The organism is Neobacillus terrae (assembly GCF_011393025.1).
Lineage (GTDB): Bacteria > Bacillota > Bacilli > Bacillales > Cytobacillaceae > Neobacillus_A > Neobacillus_A terrae.
In genome coordinates, this window is sequence record NZ_JAAOEO010000016.1 from 56,359 (window position 1) to 74,064 (window position 17,706).

Annotated in this window: 17 protein-coding genes and 1 riboswitch; of the genes, 8 read left to right on the forward strand and 9 right to left on the reverse strand. The window is 39.9% G+C overall.

Features of this window, described 5'->3' with window-relative positions; all coding sequences use genetic code 11:
- Positions 1-46 precede the first annotated feature (46 nt).
- Positions 47-874, reverse strand: a complete 828-nt coding sequence (locus tag G8761_RS19205; RefSeq protein ID WP_166029585.1) for an STAS domain-containing protein — start codon at positions 872-874, stop codon at positions 47-49.
- Between the two features lie 238 nt (positions 875-1,112).
- Here G8761_RS19205 and G8761_RS19210 point away from each other — a divergent pair, with 238 nt between their 5' ends.
- The 4 genes from G8761_RS19210 to G8761_RS19225 all read left to right on the forward strand — a co-directional run bounded on the left by G8761_RS19210 (position 1,113) and on the right by G8761_RS19225 (position 5,222).
- The gene (locus G8761_RS19210) at positions 1,113-2,492 is read left to right on the forward strand and encodes an MFS transporter (RefSeq protein WP_166029586.1); all 1,380 of its coding nucleotides are present in this window, start codon (positions 1,113-1,115) and stop codon (positions 2,490-2,492) included.
- Positions 2,493-2,620: 128 nt separating this feature from the next.
- Positions 2,621-3,664 (forward strand): SepM family pheromone-processing serine protease, encoded by a 1,044-nt coding sequence (locus G8761_RS19215; RefSeq protein WP_166029587.1) that lies wholly within the window; start codon positions 2,621-2,623, stop codon positions 3,662-3,664.
- A 290-nt stretch (positions 3,665-3,954) separates the two neighbouring features.
- Positions 3,955-4,614: an RNA polymerase sporulation sigma factor SigH gene (gene sigH / locus G8761_RS19220; protein WP_166029588.1), complete on the forward strand. Its 660-nt coding sequence runs from the start codon at positions 3,955-3,957 to the stop codon at positions 4,612-4,614.
- A gap of 98 nt (positions 4,615-4,712) precedes the next feature.
- Positions 4,713-5,222: a hypothetical protein gene (locus G8761_RS19225; RefSeq protein ID WP_166029589.1), complete on the forward strand. Its 510-nt coding sequence runs from the start codon at positions 4,713-4,715 to the stop codon at positions 5,220-5,222.
- Between the two features lie 326 nt (positions 5,223-5,548).
- On the opposite strand, the gene G8761_RS19230 is transcribed toward G8761_RS19225, so the two are convergent.
- The 4 genes from G8761_RS19230 to fdhF form a co-directional block, all read right to left on the reverse strand.
- Positions 5,549-5,845, reverse strand: a complete 297-nt coding sequence (locus G8761_RS19230) for an HNH endonuclease (RefSeq protein ID WP_166029590.1) — start codon at positions 5,843-5,845, stop codon at positions 5,549-5,551.
- A 266-nt stretch (positions 5,846-6,111) separates the two neighbouring features.
- Positions 6,112-6,936, reverse strand: a complete 825-nt coding sequence (fdhD, locus tag G8761_RS19235; protein WP_166029591.1) for a formate dehydrogenase accessory sulfurtransferase FdhD — start codon at positions 6,934-6,936, stop codon at positions 6,112-6,114.
- A gap of 98 nt (positions 6,937-7,034) precedes the next feature.
- On the reverse strand, positions 7,035-7,583 hold the full coding sequence (locus G8761_RS19240; protein WP_166029592.1) for a helical membrane plugin domain-containing protein: 549 nt from the start codon (positions 7,581-7,583) through the stop codon (positions 7,035-7,037).
- Positions 7,576-10,533, reverse strand: coding sequence for a formate dehydrogenase subunit alpha (gene fdhF / locus G8761_RS19245; protein ID WP_166029593.1), 2,958 nt, complete (start codon positions 10,531-10,533; stop codon positions 7,576-7,578). The genes G8761_RS19240 and fdhF overlap by 8 nt, the downstream gene beginning before the upstream one ends.
- A 194-nt stretch (positions 10,534-10,727) precedes the next feature.
- Between fdhF and G8761_RS19250 the strand changes: the two genes are divergently transcribed.
- The 3 genes from G8761_RS19250 to G8761_RS19260 all read left to right on the forward strand — a co-directional run bounded on the left by G8761_RS19250 (position 10,728) and on the right by G8761_RS19260 (position 13,260).
- The gene (locus tag G8761_RS19250) at positions 10,728-10,985 is read left to right on the forward strand and encodes a hypothetical protein (protein ID WP_166029594.1); all 258 of its coding nucleotides are present in this window, start codon (positions 10,728-10,730) and stop codon (positions 10,983-10,985) included.
- A 60-nt stretch (positions 10,986-11,045) separates the two neighbouring features.
- A complete protein-coding gene (locus G8761_RS19255; protein WP_166029595.1) occupies positions 11,046-11,315 on the forward strand; it encodes a hypothetical protein in 270 nt (89 codons plus the stop codon).
- Positions 11,316-11,376: 61 nt separating this feature from the next.
- Entirely contained in the window at positions 11,377-13,260 is a 1,884-nt protein-coding gene (locus G8761_RS19260; protein ID WP_166029596.1) for a M48 family metallopeptidase, read from the forward strand.
- 371 nt (positions 13,261-13,631) lie between these two features.
- On the opposite strand, the gene G8761_RS19265 is transcribed toward G8761_RS19260, so the two are convergent.
- The 3 genes from G8761_RS19265 to G8761_RS19275 all read right to left on the reverse strand — a co-directional run bounded on the left by G8761_RS19265 (position 13,632) and on the right by G8761_RS19275 (position 16,447).
- The gene (locus G8761_RS19265; protein ID WP_166029597.1) at positions 13,632-13,799 is read right to left on the reverse strand and encodes a hypothetical protein; all 168 of its coding nucleotides are present in this window, start codon (positions 13,797-13,799) and stop codon (positions 13,632-13,634) included.
- 75 nt (positions 13,800-13,874) lie between these two features.
- A complete protein-coding gene (locus tag G8761_RS19270) occupies positions 13,875-15,782 on the reverse strand; it encodes a glycoside hydrolase family 3 protein (protein ID WP_207789276.1) in 1,908 nt (635 codons plus the stop codon).
- Between the two features lie 341 nt (positions 15,783-16,123).
- On the reverse strand, positions 16,124-16,447 hold the full coding sequence (locus G8761_RS19275) for a YnfA family protein (protein ID WP_166029623.1): 324 nt from the start codon (positions 16,445-16,447) through the stop codon (positions 16,124-16,126).
- Between the two features lie 137 nt (positions 16,448-16,584).
- Positions 16,585-16,675, forward strand: a riboswitch (cyclic di-GMP riboswitch).
- 47 nt (positions 16,676-16,722) lie between these two features.
- Between G8761_RS19275 and G8761_RS19280 the strand changes: the two genes are divergently transcribed.
- The gene (locus tag G8761_RS19280) at positions 16,723-17,109 is read left to right on the forward strand and encodes a response regulator (protein ID WP_166029598.1); all 387 of its coding nucleotides are present in this window, start codon (positions 16,723-16,725) and stop codon (positions 17,107-17,109) included.
- Here the strand turns inward: G8761_RS19280 and G8761_RS19285 are convergent.
- The gene (locus tag G8761_RS19285; protein ID WP_166029599.1) at positions 17,085-17,693 is read right to left on the reverse strand and encodes a LysE/ArgO family amino acid transporter; all 609 of its coding nucleotides are present in this window, start codon (positions 17,691-17,693) and stop codon (positions 17,085-17,087) included. The genes G8761_RS19280 and G8761_RS19285 overlap by 25 nt on opposite strands.
- Between the last annotated feature and the right edge of the window lie 13 nt (positions 17,694-17,706).

The following is a 17,706-nucleotide window of genomic DNA, read 5'->3' on the forward strand; positions in this document are numbered from 1 at the left end:
TTAATATCTAACAAGTAAAGGGCTGTACTGAACGGCCCTTTTGATTTTAGTATAGGTTTATAGTTTTCAGGGCTTGTTCCAAAGAATGAAAGCATTGGACATTAGAAAGGGAAATTCCCAGCTCGGCAAAAGTTTTGCTTATACTTGCACTCATTCCAGTCACCAGTGGTGTTACACCCAACAGATTTAGTGACCGGATTAGTTTATATAGAACTTCAATACCAACCAAATCAACCTCGTATACACCTGAAAGATCGATAACAAGTGTTTCAAACCGATTTTTCACACAAGCTTCTAATGTGTCCTGGATAATGGTTTCAGAACGGATTTCATTAATCTCACCAATGAGCGGCAAAACCGCTGTCGCTTTTGAGATAGGTACAATCGGAACAGATATTTTGAGATAAAGCTGTTCCGATTTTTCCAGCAAATATTCCGCATTCTGTGTAAAGGCATTGCTGAACCCGTATACAAACAAATTAAAAATATGGTCGATATCCGCTATCATTTCAACCAACATTTCAAAGGAAATTTTCATGTTCCTAGTTTCACGTTGGATAAAAAACAAAATTGCTTTTTTATATATAGAAACAGACAATAGAGAAGGACCGAGTTCTCCGTTATTTTCAATGGATAATTTCCCTATTGCTTCTCCCCAGGCTGATGCCCTGTTTAAAACATTGCCTCCCTGTAATCCTTCGGCAATTATATGTACGCATTGAAGAAATATATTGAAAGTCTGTTCTTCTTCCTCTTTATTTTTAAACTGATAGTGGAATTCCTTGAGCATACCATCAATCATTCCGCGTGCAATTTCCTCTGATTGAAAATACATTCTTTTACTAAATTCCTTCTTTAGCTCGCCAAGTTTCATCTTCTTCACCCTAAATAGTGATTTTCTACTATTATATCAGAGATTACGAAATATTTAAAAAATTAAAGTCTATTTTAATTGACACAAAACAAGGTTTTCACTATGATAGATTGTTGTATTATACAATTAAACCCTCAAAACATTTACTGAATCTGACAGACAAGCTATGGAGATAGTAAAACGGTATAGATATCATCGAATAGACTTTTTACCATAAATGCCCTCACCTTAGAAAAGGATGAATAATATGAAAAAAACCAGAGCTTTATTTTTAACTGCTGTTGCTAGCGGTACGATGCTTAATCCCTTAAACTCTTCTATGATTTCACTGGCTTTGCACAGTATTCAGAAGGATTTTCATCTCTCCTTTACTACCGTCTCCTGGCTGATTTCTTCTTTTTATCTGGCCAGTGCTGTAGCCCAGCCTGTTACAGGTAAAATTGGAGACCTTTTAGGCCGGAAAAGAACATTTTTAGCAGGACTGCTGTTAGTAGCCATATCAGCCATTGGAGCTCCTCTTTCCTCCACTTTCTTGATGCTGATTATCATGCGGCTTTTTCAGTCAATCGGAAGCAGTGCAATCTATCCATCTGGAATGGCGCTTATCAGGGACAATATCCGTGAACGCCAGGCTTCTGCGCTAGCCGTTCTTTCCATTTTTGCTTCCGCTATGACAGCTTTAGGACCTACAGTTGGCGGATTTTTGATAGTCCTCGGAGATTGGCCTGCTATATTCTGGGTAAACTTCCCTTTCATAGTTATTAGCTTTATTTTAGGAATGTACATGTTCCCATCCGATTCGAAAAAAGAAAATACCAGCCTGAAGGAATTCCTCGGTAAGCTGGATATGCCTGGAATTGGCTTGTTTGCGGCCGGCATGGTGCTGCTGCTATGGTTCCTGCTCTCCTTCAAAACGAAAATCCATTATGCCTCCGGGATAGGCGGTATCCTTCTATTGGGCCTATTTGTCTGGCGTGAACTTAAGATTAAAGCCCCCTTTATTGATATAAGGTTATTTAAGGCCCATCCGAAGCTTTCATGGGTTTATCTGCAATTTATCGTTCTCAATATTTTCTTCTATTGCCTGTTTTTCGGTCTTCCAAGCTACTTTCAGGATGGAATGGGTTTAAGTGTGAGGACAAGCGGTCTTCTTATGCTGTTTATGTCTGGTGTCAGTATCATCATTTCAACAATAACTGGTAAGTGGGTGGACAAATCCGGAGTACGGCAGCCAGTTCTGGCATTTGCCTTTCTATCTCTCGCAGGAGCTGTCTTATTTACTCTTTTCTTTGTAGACGCACCTTACTGGCGGATGGGAGTCATACTTTCTCTGCTGGGGCTAAGCTACGGGATTGGGAATGTTGTTCTTCAGGCCGCGATGCTGGAAGCAAGTCCTCGTACTATTATTGGAACAACCTCAGGACTCTTCCAAACCTGCCGCTATCTGGGATCCATACTTTCTTCTATTGTTCTTGGGATTGTTTTTGGAAAAGAAATATCCGGCTGGCATATGGAGGTTCTTGGAATGGTGCTGATTACGATCTCAGCTTTAAGCATTATAATGAGCTTGCGTTTTGCCAAGTCAGAATCCGATGACAAACGAAGTGTTTTAAGATAAATAGATATGGAAGGACAAAATCATTTGTATTGTGTCCTTTTATATTTTTTTACCTCATATTTTTATTTGGATAACCAGTGTGTTACTATTTTGATATTAATCATTCATTTTTAAAGGGGAAAAAGTGCTTGGAACAAAATAAAAAAAGATATTCAAAAAGGTTATCTGTCTTCCTTGTTATTGGCTTGCTATTCCTGATTACTCTCTTTATCCCAACTCCCTATTATCTCTATCAGCCTGGCTCTGTAGAAGAACTTTCCTCGAAGGTAAGTGTTGAGAACGGCCATAAATCGCATAATGGGAAGTTTTACTTAACAACCATCCTTTCAATTAAAGCGAGCAATATATATTATTTGATATATGGAAAGTTTGCCCCTCATACTCAAATTATGAAGGAAGAAGAAGTAAAAGGAGATATGTCTGAAAGTGAATATAACAGTCTTTTAACTCATATGATGAAAACCTCGCAGGAAAGCGCGATGGCTTCAGGACTAAGAGCCGCTGGTGAAAAGGTCGATATTCAGCAAAAAGGCGTATTTATTTCAAATATTTTACCAGAATCAAAAGCAAAAGGTGTTCTTCAGGTAGGAGATGTGGTTACCTCCATTGATGGAGTCCCTACTAAAAACACTACCGACTTTAAAAAATATTTATCAGGTAAACCAAAGGGAACATCAGTAACCATTCAGTCGGTTCGAAAAGGCAAGCTGCATACGAATAAAATCAAACTGATTGAGATCGATAAAAAAACAAAAACAGCGGGTCTTGGGATCTATCCTGAAGACGAAATTGCTGTTAAAACGCCAAGGAAGGTTACCTTCCATACGGAAGATATTGGCGGCCCCTCTGCCGGACTGATGTTTTCTCTTGAAATATTAAGTCAGGTACTCCCTGAGGATTTAAAAAAGGGTTATAAAATAGCTGGAACCGGCACAATGGACCTGGAAGGAAATGTGGGTCAGATCGGCGGAATCAGGGATAAAATTGTTGCCGCCCATAATGAAAATGTAGATATCTTCTTCTGCCCTGCTGACCAGGGTCCCGATGATACAAACCAAAAAGAAGTTAAAGACGAGGCCAAAAAGCTTGGATATAAAGATATTAAAATCGTACCTGTAAAAACCCTTGAAGATGCAGAAATATATTTAAATCATCTAAAACCTAAAAAATAGATGGTTAGGCAGGCCTGTGACATCCAGGTCTGCCTTTTTGTTTCCCTATTGGAGAAAAGAGATTTTATTCCTCTTTGCCTAAAAAAGAATTGGAGGAATTTCGACAGCTTTTTACATAACCTGACAGCTAAAAAAGGGGAAATCCCTCGCTTGCTTATGTTAACTTTCTTTTTTTGACAAGAATTGTTAACAAAAGTCGTAATTTTTCAATTTCTTTCAGTCATATTCTCGGTTACTATTAATTTAAATAGAAAGCGCTTTTGCGGCAAAACCCAAGCGGAGGGATAAATGTGAGTACACTCATCGAAGAAAGACTGGTTGAAGAATATACATTATCGGAAGATGAATTACTGGTTTTTAGAGTACATAGCGGAGACTCGGAAGCTACGGAGATACTGATTCATAAATATAGGAATTTTGTGCGTGCTAAGGCGAGTAAGTATTTTTTATGCGGAGGAGATCGGGAAGATATTATACAGGAAGGCATGATTGGCCTCTATAAAGCTATCCGCGATTTTAGGGGAGACAAGCTCTATTCCTTTAGGGCTTTTGCCGAGCTGTGTATTACAAGGCAAATTATATCTGCTGTTAAATCCTCCACCAGAAAAAAACATATTCCCCTGAATTCGTATATTTCCCTGGATAAACCAATCTATGAAGATGATTCAGCCCATACGCTTATTGATGTATTGAGCGGGCCCGAAGCACTTGATCCGGCTGAGCTTTTTATTGACCAGGAAGTTAGTTCCGACTTTGAGCAGAGAATATCCGAGAAATTAAGTGATTTGGAAAAGCAGGTTTTATCCCTGTACATTGCAGGACATTCTTATGTAGAGATTTCCGAGGAACTGGATAAGCATACGAAATCTATCGACAATGCCTTGCAGCGTATCAAAAGAAAGCTGGAAAGACATTTTAGCATCAGCGATCTTTATCCCTCTGCAAGATAAACTGGCAATAAGAGGCAGGCTTAAAAGCCTGCTTTTTTGTTTAGCTCCCCCTGTAAAGGGAATAAATTATTATTCACAAATTTAAAGGAGGATGCTTAATGGCTACTAACACTAAGATGATGGGAATGGGTTCTTTGGCAATTGGAGCCGCAACGTATATTATGCAAAATAAAGACCTGCGGGACAAATTGATGGGACAAGTTCAATCAATGATGCCTGGGAGCAAATCTTCTTCCAGCAGCAGTTCAGTGAATGAAACATCTACGATGGATGGAACGTCCACAATGAAAAGAACAACTGCAACAGATCAAAAGTCAATGGGCAGCATTCTTGGGGCTTCAAAAGGAAAATTGCTAGGTTCTCTCGCTATGGGAGCTGCAGCATATTTAATGACTAACAAACAAGCCCGACAAAAAGTAATCGGACAAATGGGAATGTCAAAATTCAGTTCTAGTGAATCTGCTGACACTAGCAGCACAGGCCACCCTGGCAGCGAAGTTTATAAAGACAGTCTGCCATCCACATCTGTTCCTAGTGGGGCATATGATGAGGAAATGTCCAAGTCCTCTTCCTTTGGAAAAGCTTCTTACAACGGAGATATGGTATAAAAATAAAATCAGGACCCCCAATCGGAGGGTCCTATTTTATTGGTCTCTCTTTCATCAAAAGAATTTGCTGATAAGTCTTAAGATTGACTCGGACTTTTGTCTTCTTGTCTTGTCCAAATGGAACCCTCTATCAGACTCGCTCACGCTTTTTTAGCTTTCTCCTTCCCCTATCTGAATGGAATCAAATAAGGGGTGAACCATTTCAGTCCCTTTTTCCTTACACTTGCATCATCCCGTTTAATTTCTGACACTTTACCGTTTCCAACACTCCAGAATTTCCATGTATAAATACAAATAAACCAGCATGGTATTTTGACCAGCAGGATTTATTTGTTTCGTTTTCGGTTTGACTTTTTTGTTTTAACCGATCGCGAGGCAGGCTGCTTTCGAATCCATTTAATATACTTTTTAATTTCGTCATCATTTTTTAATAATGGAATCGTGTTTAGCCTTGCAGCAAGCTCTTTATTGGTATAAATAGCATGAATTTGTTTATGGCAGGCTTTGCAAAGAAGAGCAGTAGGCAAAAAGGTGCCTCCCTCTTCCTTTGGAGTTAAATGGTGGACCGTTAATTCTATTTCATCCCTTTCACATAACTCGCAAATTCCCATTAACTTAGCCATTCAATAGCACCCACAACTTTTTTCGTTCCCGTATTTCTTCCCCTCTAGGGATTTCGGTCACGTAACTCTCCCTTTCGTTCCCAGTTTTCCATCCTCTTTGGGTTTCGCTTTGACAATGGATTTGGATCGCTTAAAGTAGACTTAGGCTACTTTTTGAATTGGATTGGGAGCACTTTTTGTTTTATTCATTTCCCATAGAACCAAGATTTAATCCATAACAACAAATAAACACAAAACGCAATGGCGAGGCCATTGCGCGTAGCTAATTATTTCCCTGCTGCTGTTGAAAGGTTAACTCCTGAATGAATTATTCTTTCAGGATGTGTATACACATTCATTGATTCGTTCCGGATAAATCCGATAGCGGTGATACCCAGATGGTCCGCCAGGTTTAAGGCCAGTTCCGTCGGGGCAGATTTAGATAAAACTACTGCACAGCCGATTTTAGCCACTTTTAAAAGAATTTCTGAGGATATTCGTCCGCTAAAAACTATGAATTTATCATCAATTGAAATTTCATTTTTCAAACAATATCCGTAGATTTTATCAAGGGCATTATGCCTGCCAATATCCATTCGCATTATGAGAGGACCGTCTTTATCGCATAACGCCGCATTATGGACACCGCCTGTCTGCTGAAAAACCTCAGCAGAATCCTGCATGTTTTTCATAAGACGGAAACAGTCATCTACACTTATTTTCACCTGGTTTTCTGTCATTTTCTTTGCGGTTAAGGCATCTGAGGCAAAAACAAACCCCTGCCTGCTGGCACCGCAGCAGGAGGTGAGATACCTTTTCCCCTGTAAATCCTGATAGTATGGATTTTGTCGGGAGGTTGTAACATGTACAAAACCTTCCTTTTCCTGAATCCATATATCTTCTATATCCTCATGGCTCTTAATTACTCCCTCAGAGGCAAGGAAGCCCATTACCATGTCTTCTATATATTCAGGAGTACAGACCATTGTAACAAATTCTTGTCCATTTAATTTAACTGTAACTGTATATTCAGTAACGATGTGGTCCTCCACACGCTCGGCCTGGCCATTTCCAAAGCGAAGGATCTCGCGTTTTACTTCCACTGGTTCCATCCTAGCCATCCCCTCTGTTGATAAAATCTTCTATATTTCTAATATCCCAATCCACCAATATTTAAACAGCCCCCGCCAATAAGGCAGGGGCTTAATGATTAGACTTTAAGAGTATGATCCTTGTTTTGATGCTGAGCCTGGTGTTCTGGAAGCTGAGTAGTACGTTCCATTTTGCTTGTGTCTGTGCCCATACCTTTTAGGAATTCAAACATAAGCGCAATAGACCTGTTGATTTCAGGATCCTTAAGTGAACGGAAAAGATCAAATAAGCCAATCCGATCATCGTCATCCTTCATTTCAGCTACTCGGGCGATACCTGAATTCACCTTTAACAGCATGGGTTCTAGCTGCTTCACATTCAATGTTCCAAGAACACCCACCATTAACAGCAAATTTCTAAGAGTATTTGCTGTTTCAGGAGTATCAGCCTTCTTGACAAGAATATTGAGGATTTTATCTCCTTCGGCTAAAAGCCCACTGACCAGAGAGATAAGTCCCCGCTCATGGGCGTGCTGGATAACCCCGACGGTTTCCAAAAGGGCCTCTTTATTTTTTAAAAGGGTATCTTCTATTTCACGTAAATCATTCTTTCTCTGATCTTCTTCACTGATTCGGATACGATGAATTTGCGACGTCGCTTTAGCCATTTACCCTTTCCCCTTTCTTCACAAGATCACCTGGGAAGATGTAATCATTACGGGCCCATTTCTTTTGAACCTGAACCCCCATTTGAGGCTGTGGATTGCCATAACGGAAGTTATTTCTTGGAAGAGGATTAATTCCTTCTACCTGAAGAATTTCCATCTTGGCCATCGTATCCTTATACGCAGGAGTATCTGTATCTTTATCTGCCGCACTGCTTGTCAGATAGTTGATTGCTCCTTCACCTTGGTCGTTCATTGGCAGGTACACTTCATTGCCTTTTACCCTGGAAGTAATCGTACATTTGATTTTTACGTTACCATAAGGAGAAGTCAGGCGGACGAGCGTACCATCCTTAATTCCTCTTGCAGCAGCTAGCTCTGGTGATACTTCAAGGAATGCTTTCGGAGTTTTTGAAGTAATTCCCTCAGATTTGTAAGTGAGGTTTCCTTCATGGAAATGCTCAAGCAAACGGCCATTATTCACATGGATATCATACTCTTCTTCAAATATCATCGGACGAGTCCATTTAACCGGATAAAGCCTTGCTTTTCCATCCGGGAACGGGAAGGCGTCTGTGTAAAGAAGCGGTGTGTCAGTTCCATCTTCTTTAACTGGCCATACAAGGCTGTTGAAGCCTTCAAGACGTTCATAAGTTACACCTGAGTAAATAGGCATGAGTTGTGCTGCTTCTGCCATAATGTCGCCTGGATGTTTGTAATCCCATCCGGCACCAAGAAGGTTGGCGATTTCCTGGATGATTACCCAGTCTGGCTTGGATTCGCCCATTGGTTCCACAACCTGATATAAACGCTGAATTCTTCTTTCTGTGTTTGTGAAGGTACCTTCTTTTTCAAGGCTTGGGCTTGCAGGCAATACAACATCAGCAAACTGGGCAGTCCTTGAGAAGAAGATATCCTGTACAACGAAGAATTCAAGTTTTTCATAGGCTGCATGGACATGATTAATATTGGAATCAACTAATCCCATTTCTTCACCTTTTACATACATCGCTTTTACAGTGCCTTCATGAATGCCTTCGATCATATCATGGTTGTTGATGCCAGGCTTAGGTGGAAGTTTTACACCCCAGGCCTTTTCAAACTTCATGCGGGCTTCATCATCTGTGACATACTGATAACCAGGCAGCTGAGTTGGACTGCTTCCAAAATCCCCTGCCCCTTGAACGTTATTATGTCCACGGAGCGGATATGCACCGGCGCCAGGTCTGCCATAGTTGCCTGTAACTAATAGAAGGTTGGAAATCGCTGTACTTGTGTCACTGCCGCCAAGATGCTGGGTAACACCCATTGCCCATAAAATACATGTGCCATTTGACTCATGAATCGTTTCAGCAATGGTGACAAGGTCTTCTTTTGAAATTCCTGTTACTTCCTGTGCAAATTCAAGTGTATAAGGCTGCAGGCTTGCAATATACTCTTCCACACCGTTAACACGGCTGTTTAAGAACTTCTCATCGGCCCAGCCCTGGTCAATGATATATTTGGTAACTGCTGATAACCACACTAAGTCTGAACCAGCGCTTGGGTGAACAAATAGGTCTGCTCGTTCAGCCATATCATTCTCACGGAGGTCCGCAACAATTAATTTCTGCCCTCTTAATTTATGAGCTCTTCTAACTCTTGTTGCCAAAACCGGATGGGCTTCCGCTGTATTAGAACCAACAATAATAACAAGTCCTGCTTTTTCAATATCCTTAATGGTTCCGGCGTCACCGCCATAGCCTACTGTCCTGAACAATCCGACAGTTGCCGGAGTCTGGCAGTAACGGGAGCAGTTGTCAACGTTATTTGTTCCAATTACTTGTCTTGCAAGCTTTTGCATTAAATAGGATTCCTCATTTGTACATTTTGAAGATGTGATGAATCCCATGGACTGAGGACCGGATTGGTCGCGAATCTCGGCGAATTTGCGTGCTACCAGATTCAAGGCCTCATCCCATTCAGCCTCACGGAAGCCGTCTCCTTCACGGATTAGAGGCTTAGTTAAACGCTCTTTACTATTAACAAAGTCCCAGCCGAATTTTCCTTTAACGCAAGTTGAAATTCCATTAGCAGGTGCATCTACGCTAGGTTCAACCTTTAAGATATCGCGGCCCTTTGTCCATACTTCAAAGCTGCAGCCTACACCACAGAATGTACAAACTGTTTTGGTTTTCTTTATTTTTGCATCACGTGCTGCAGATTCCATATCAGAGATAGCGAGAATGGATCCGTAACCAGTTTCAACACCTTTTGTTATTTCAATCATTGGACGAAGTGTATCTTTTGCAATGCCAGTCAGATATCCGGCTTCACCTACCATACCTTTTTCCATCATGGCATTACATGGGCAGACGGTTGAACAGTGGCCACAGGATACACAAGATGATTCATTGATTGGTACGTCGTTATCCCAAATAACACGCGGGCGCTCCCGATCCCAGTCGATCCGAAGTGTTTCTGTTACCTGTACATCCTGGCACGCTTCAACACAGCGGCCGCACAGAATACATTGATCGGGGTCATAGCGGTAAAATGGATTGGAATTATCCTCCTCATACGGTTTGTGTGCAAATGGGATGCTTTGATGGTTAATTTTCATTTCTTTAACGGTGTTATGTATCGTACATCCCCCGTTATTGTAATCACAGACAGTACAATACAGCTCGTGATTATGAAGAATTCGGTCCATCGCCATAGTTTGAGACTTCATTACTGACGGTGAAACTGTATCAATTACATCTCCGTTTTTTAATTGTGTGGAGCAGGAGCGAACCAGCTCTCCATTTACTTCTACAATACAGGTATCGCAGGTTTCGATAGGTCCAAGACTTGGATGGTAGCATACTTGTGGCACTTCAATTGAACTATTATTTAAATGCTGAATAACAGTATGTCCACTTTCAGCTTCGACCTCCACTCCATTAATCTTCACTCTTATTTTTTCTGTCAAGATGGTTTCACCCTTTCTCTCTTTTTATCTCTACAGAAATAATTAAATTTCCTCTTTTTTCACTACCCAACTTGTCAAAAGGAAAAACATTAAGGGGTGAAACTTCTTACTTTGCTTGGCTGATTGCCTGCCAGATGGTTTGCCTGAAGCAGATTGAGGGAAGAAAAGAGAAAAAAACGAAGGGACTAATCTCTATGAAGTTCATAATTTATAAAAGTAATAAACAAAATGGAAAGGATGGACATGAGGTATACGGAACGATTAATGCGTCTTCACTTGAGGTTGCGAGTGACCTGATGTACAAGCGCTTAAGAAAAAAAAATCCGAAAGAGAATGGCCAGTTGTATTTAATTGTTCCATATACATCTGAACTTGAAATCCAAAAAAACAAACTCCCATCTTTAAAAGATAAATCCTTCCGTGTTTTGCAATATCGGTGTATTAACGAATAGATTTAAGTTAGAAGATTTTTGATGTATACTTATTTTATAAAAATTTAGGAGTGATAAATAATGGCTAAATCCACCGCCAGAAAATGGCGTGACAAGCTTGTCCGTGAAGGAAGAAGAAATCCGGAAGAATCCAGGAGCCCCTTCGCAGCAGCTGATATGCAAACAAGAGTAACCAAAACTAAAAAGGATTATCTATACCGCTGTAAACACAAGAACCAGCCCCTCCAGGAAGGAAAGGATGGTTCTTTTTATTTTCCCCAAATATTCCCCACTTCTCCCTTCGTTATCCCTCCTCTTTTATCCAGAATGTTCCATAAATTAAAGCTATAACCATAATTCCCAGGCTGTTATAATACAAGCTAGGAAACTGAAAAAAGAAAGGAAAATGGGAATGGATATAAATCATTTTGAGTCTCTGGTGAAGAAGCACGAAAAAAGCGCGTCAGCAAATACGGGAAGCTACCGTTTTAAAGTGCTGCTTTTTACAGGGCTTGGCTACAGCTATGTACTCTTCTTTCTAGCCTTATTCTTATTTTTGCTGGTAATCTCAATCGCAATGTTTGCTGACGGTCATTTTACGTTTGGAAATTTAAAAGTATTACTCCTTACCGGAGCGCTTTCCTTCTTTATTTCAAAAGCGTTGTGGATTAAAGATGAAATGCCTGATGGCTACTATCTTTCAGAGATTGAAGCTGCATCACTAAGGAAGATCATCAACGAAATTAGCTTACAGCTTAAAACTCCCCCCATTCATAAAATCATCTTAAACTATGAATATAACGCAGGGGTTAAACAATATTCAAAGTATGGCTTTGCCGGCCCCAAACAGAATATATTGCTAATAGGCGTTCCTCTATTATCAACTCTTAATCCGGAGCAACTTAAAGCTGTTCTGGCTCATGAGCTTGCCCATATATCCCATTCAGATACTGCTTTTGGGGCAAAAATTTATCGTATAAGGAAAACATGGGAAAGGCTTTTAATTTCACTTGAAGAAAACGAGCAATTTGGAACCTTTATTTTCCGTAAATTTTTTAAATGGTATTATCCAAGGTACAATGCTTACACTTTTGCCTTGGCAAGGCAGCAGGAATACGACGCAGATGCCGCTTCTGCAAGGGTAACATCACCTGAGGCTGTCAGGGATACATTATGTACAATTCCTATTGGAGCAGCATATTATTATGACGATTTCTATAATGAGCTGTTTCACGACTGCTCGAAAGACAATAAAGTTCCTACCCCTTATTCCGACTTTATCAGTAAGTTTAAAAGTGTGGATAAAAGTCAACGGGAAACCTATTTAAATAAAGAGTTAAAGTTAAAAAGTTATTTTTCTGATACTCACCCTTGTCTGGCAGACAGGCTTGCTTCCATTAACGCTCAGCCTTCCTTACCAGCCATATCAGAGAAAAACGCCCTTGAGGTTTTAATTCGTAATTACAGAGATATTCTACATGATTTCGATCAGTCCTGGATTCAGGAAAATGAAAATGATTGGAAAAACGATTTAAAAGAGTTTAACCAATCAAAAGTAAGATTTGATGAATTATCTGCTCTTACAACTTACAGCCTTGATGAACTTTATGAAAAAGCTAAGCTGGCAGAAGAGTTTAAGGGCAAGTCTGAAGCTGAAGCGATTTACAAAAAAATCATCGATTCTTTTGCTGCTATTGAACAAATTGCCCCTGCGTATTTGAATCTTGCTGCCATAAAGTTTGAAAGCGACGATAAGGCTGAAGAGGCTATTTCACTTACGAATAAAGCGATAGAGCTAGATTGGGAGGCTCGACTGCCAGGCTTAAACATGCTTTGTGATTACTATTTTCATAATGATTTGAGAAAAGAATTCGAAGCTGTAAGAGATGAACTGGAAAAATGGGAGGATCTTGTTGATCAATCCGATGAAGAATGCAACTACTTCCACCCTGCAGATTTATTTGTCTCTGCTGATGTTAGCGAAAAAATGCTAACACAAGGGATAGAACAAATCCGGAAAAATACGATCATAACCGAAGCTTTCCTGGTAAGAAAAGTACTTGCAGCGATACCTGAAAGAGAATTATTCCTATTAGGTTTGAAGGTTATAATGCCCAAAGGAAAAGATGTGGAAGAATTCGAAGAGAAATTATACGAGAAGTATACCGAAGAACTTAGCGCTTTTGAGAATACAGCTATCCTTATATTAAATGGAAAAGGTAAACTCGAAGAATCAATTAAAAGTGTTGAGGGCTCCAGGATTTATAGCCGGCTTAAGAAAGACCAGGCATCATAAATTGAGGATAAATGAGGCTGCCGAAGTAGAGTTTGGCGGTCTTTTTTTATTAAAAATAGATGATTTTATCAAAAAATTGATTTTTTCTGCTCCGGTATGTATTTTATAGGATAAAAGCCGGACTATTCTTTGAAAATATCAAAATTTGATTAGTGAAATGCACGATTTTCACAAAAGAATGCATGAATCTTAAAAGAAAATGCACGATTTTTACAAAAGAATGCACGAATCTCAAAAGGAAATGCACGATTCTTATAATAGAATGCATGAATCTCAAAAGGAAATGCACGATTCTTATAAAAGAATGCACAATTCTCGGAGGGAATGCACCCATTTTACAAGGAAATGCACGCAGTTGCTTCCCCCCTTTACTATTTCTTCTTCATCAATTCTACTATTTTCTCTTTTGGATCCCAGCAATTGAATTTATAATCCGGCTTTGTTTCAAATCCGAGCCGAACGCAGGAATAAGTCATTCTATTATTCTCTCTTTTGGCCAGAAAGTTTTTACAGGTTGCACAGCAATGAAAATCCTTCATTTTAAAACCCCCCATGTCATTCTTACTACTATAATACAAGAGGCTGGCAACTTCCTGCCAGCCCCTTAAACTTCTTTATTTACTCAGTGATTTTTGGCCAGTTTGATTGGTTCTTAAACCATATCCTTTTTGGAATAATGGATGAACCTTATCGTGATTATTCACCTGTTCCATATTCATTGGCCATGTAAAGGAAAGTTTCCCTGTAAATTGGTAGTCTCCGAAAAGAACGTCTGCTACACCAGCGCCTTCGCTTCCAGGAAGCCAGGAGGCCACAAAAGCATCCCAATCTTTAATTTGATCCGTTACAATCATTGGACGGCCGGATTGAAGAAGAACGATCATCGGCACACCAGATGCTTTAACCTTATTTAATAGATCAATATCCTCCTGAAGCAAGCCTAAATCATCGCGGTCTCCAAACATTTCAGCATACGGCGGCTCTCCGATAACAACGACTGCTACATCATGTCCTTCAGCACCTGAACCATCGTTACTAAAATCAACCTTCGTTTTTGGTCCTGATACTTGCTTGATTCCCTGTAAAATAGTTGTTCCCGGAATTAGATTTTTCTCCGGCTGACCCATCCATTGAGGTGAACCACCCTGCCAGCTAATGGTCCATCCGCCAGCCTGGTAACCCATACTATCAGCTTTCTTACCAGCAACAAAAATATTTAAGCCATCTTTCTTAAGTGGCAGAATATTATTTTTATTTTTTAATAATACTTGAGATTTTCTAACTGCTTCCCTAGCAATGGCACGATGTTCCGGCTGGCCAATTCCTTGTTTTACAAGGTCTCTGTCAGCATAAGGTGTTTCAAACAAACCATTCTCAAACTTTACTCGTAAAATTCTTGTCACAGCATCATTGATACGGTCCTGCGAAACTTCCCCAGTGCTAACCAATTCTTTTGTTGTAGTGATGAACCTTTTCCAGTCATTTGGAATCATGAATAAATCAACACCTGCATTAACACTGCGTTTAATGGATTCCCTAAAGTCATTAGGCACAATTTGCTGCGGTCCATTATAATCAGAGATAACAAACCCGGTGAAGCCAAGTTCTCCCTTCAGCACTTCTGTTATGAGGTGGTAGTCACCATGTGTTTTTAATCCGTTAATACTTGAGTAGGTAACCATCACGGTTCTTGCTCCAGCTTTAATGGCTTCTTTATATGGCTTGATAAACTTTTTGATTTGCTCGTCAGTATATTCTGTTACGTTCCCCTGGTCATCGCCGCCTTCGGTTAAACCATCCCCAACGAAGTGTTTAATAGAAGATACTACATGAGAACCCTTTAAGAAATCACTGTCATTAGGACTTCCTTGCAATCCTTCTACAAGTGCGGAGCCAAGTTTTCCAGTATCCTGCGGGTCTTCGCTATAGCCTTCGTATGTTCTGCCCCAGCGAATATTCTGCGGTGCAGCAAGGACTGGCGCAAATGTATAGGAAATCCCTGTTGCTCGAACTTCTTCTGCAGTGGCGCTGCCTATACGTTTCATCAAATCCAAGTCATCTGCAGCTCCAAGTCCAATATTATGTGGAAAAATAGTCGCCCCATAAACATTATTATGACCGTGCACTGCATCAATCCCATATATAATTGGAATTCCTAATCTTGAAGCCAAGGCACCGCTTTGGAAGTTATCCACCATATCCGCCCAATCTGTTGGTTTATTTCCAGTAGTCGGCAATGACCCCCCTCCGCTTAAAACAGAGCCAATACCATAATTTTTAATATCTTCTGCAGTGACGGAAGTCCGTTCAGGCTGCACCATCTGTCCAATTTTTTCATCCATTGTCATTCTAGAAAGCAGATCTTCTACTCTTTGTTCAACCGGAAGCTTTGAATTTTTGTAAGGAGCAATGGTTTCTTGTGCTTTTACATTTCTAGACATTGTCCCGACTGTGGATCCTACTGTTAAAGCTAGTAAAGTAATACCAGTAAAAATAGAATTTCGAAGTTTTCGTTTGGACAAGTTTCATTACCTCCAATATATTTTATGGAAAATAAATTAAAAGATTTGCCTCCTCTCTATTTTTGTACACGCTTACATTTTCACTATACATTACAAAATTTTTAGAAAACCGAAATAAATGCTGGATTATTTTGCGTATTTCTGGATTATTTTGCCCTAATTTCCAATTTTAGGACTATTCTATTATAATAATAAACTAGCCAAAACCATTTATTAGGAATAACGAATTACGAGATGAAGCCATGGTCCTAGATAGCTATTTATTCTTCTACAAGTACTTTTAAAATAATATTCTTATATTAAAAAAACAGCCTCTTATATGAGGCTGTACACGAATTAACTTATCTAGGTGCCCATAAAATTACTGCTACTCCAGCTAAACAAATGAAACCACCAATCCAGTCATATAAGTCCGGTATTTTTCCATCTATTCCCCATCCCCACAAAATGGCCAGAATGATAAATATGCCTCCATAGGCTGCATAAACCCTTCCAAACGAGGGGAAGCTCTGAAAGGTGGGAATAATCCCATATACAACGAGTATGACAGCCCCTGCGGCACCATACCAGAGAGGACGGCCTTCCCTCAGCCAGAGCCACACCAGATAACCTCCGCCTATTTCAGCCAGACCGGCAAGAAGAAACAGGATGATTGCTTTCAAAATAACCCCAACCTTCTTTCAAAGCAGAATAAATACTCTATTTAACCTTACATTAACATTATTTTTACATAAACTTAACAGAATTGTCAGAAAAAATAGACCCATTTCCCCATGATTCGCCATTCTTCCTTCTGTTAGGATTAACTTAAGGGCAAATTTTACGAAAGTAAAAGACGCAAAGCCACGGGCCTAAAGCAGGAGTTATCCTGACATGGCAGCCGGGCTGCAAAAGATGCTTTTAATGCCTTTAAACAAATAGTGAAAGGTGTTTTTTAACCATGAAAACAATTCTAATCGCGGATCATTCCCTGTTTTCAAGAAGCATCCTTAAAAAATTGCTGGCGAAGAGTGAGTATAGGGTTATTTCTGAAGTAGATGATGGAAAAGAGGCTGTTCGAAAGTATATTCATCTTCATCCTGACTTTGTGCTAATGGATTATGCCATGCCAAAAATGAACGGTATTGATGCCCTTAAAGAGATAATGAGAATTAACCCACAGGCGAATGTCATTATGTTTTCTTCATTAGATACCAGAGTCTTTATCGATGAATCCCTGGATTATGGCGCCAAGAGCTTTTTGGTTAAGCCCTCTTTTCAAGGTTTACTTCCTGCACTTGATTTAATTGAGGTATCTGCTTCTTATAACAGCCTTAGAGTAAGATAGACAGCTGTTGCAAACATAATCACTGCAGATAGCTTATTTAACATCACTAGTAATCTTCCACCCCGATTAAGCAGACCTGTAAATCTTCCTGCTGCAGCCAGACCTGCAAACCACAACCATGATACAGCGATGCAGGAGATGGTAAAAGCAATTTTATTTATGCCGCTATATGTAAGTGAACTTGTTCCAATGACCCCAATTGTATCCATGATAGCATGAGGATTCAGAAGCGAAACCGAAGCCGCAAATATAATTTGTTTTTTCCATGAAATAGCTGCGTTATTATTGCTTCCATTGGAAGGCTTGCTTTTCCATGTTGCAATCCCCATATAAATTAAAAATACAATACCCAGTAACAGCAGCACTGAACTTACCCACGTGCTGCTAAGTACTATTACTGATATTCCCACAACTGCTAGGACAATCAGCAATGTATCGCAGAGAGCAGCTGTCAAAATTGCAGGAATTGCTTTTGAAAATCGAGGCTGGACGGCCCCCTGGTTAAAAATAAATATGTTCTGTACGCCTAGGGGGAGAATAAGCCCAAGGGCAAGGGTAAATCCATGAATAGCTGCAGTAAACAAAGACTGTCTCTCC

Coding starts and splice junctions, on each gene's coding strand:
- G8761_RS19205 (WP_166029585.1), bottom strand. CDS start 874: ATGAAACTTGGCGAGCTAAAGAAGGAATTTAGTAAAAGAATGTATTTT.
- G8761_RS19210 (WP_166029586.1), top strand. CDS start 1,113: ATGAATAATATGAAAAAAACCAGAGCTTTATTTTTAACTGCTGTTGCT.
- G8761_RS19225 (WP_166029589.1), top strand. CDS start 4,713: ATGGCTACTAACACTAAGATGATGGGAATGGGTTCTTTGGCAATTGGA.
- G8761_RS19230 (WP_166029590.1), bottom strand. CDS start 5,845: ATGGCTAAGTTAATGGGAATTTGCGAGTTATGTGAAAGGGATGAAATA.
- fdhD (WP_166029591.1), bottom strand. CDS start 6,936: ATGGAACCAGTGGAAGTAAAACGCGAGATCCTTCGCTTTGGAAATGGC.
- G8761_RS19240 (WP_166029592.1), bottom strand. CDS start 7,583: ATGGCTAAAGCGACGTCGCAAATTCATCGTATCCGAATCAGTGAAGAA.
- G8761_RS19250 (WP_166029594.1), top strand. CDS start 10,728: ATGAAGTTCATAATTTATAAAAGTAATAAACAAAATGGAAAGGATGGA.
- G8761_RS19255 (WP_166029595.1), top strand. CDS start 11,046: ATGGCTAAATCCACCGCCAGAAAATGGCGTGACAAGCTTGTCCGTGAA.
- G8761_RS19260 (WP_166029596.1), top strand. CDS start 11,377: ATGGATATAAATCATTTTGAGTCTCTGGTGAAGAAGCACGAAAAAAGC.
- G8761_RS19265 (WP_166029597.1), bottom strand. CDS start 13,799: ATGAAGGATTTTCATTGCTGTGCAACCTGTAAAAACTTTCTGGCCAAA.
- G8761_RS19280 (WP_166029598.1), top strand. CDS start 16,723: ATGAAAACAATTCTAATCGCGGATCATTCCCTGTTTTCAAGAAGCATC.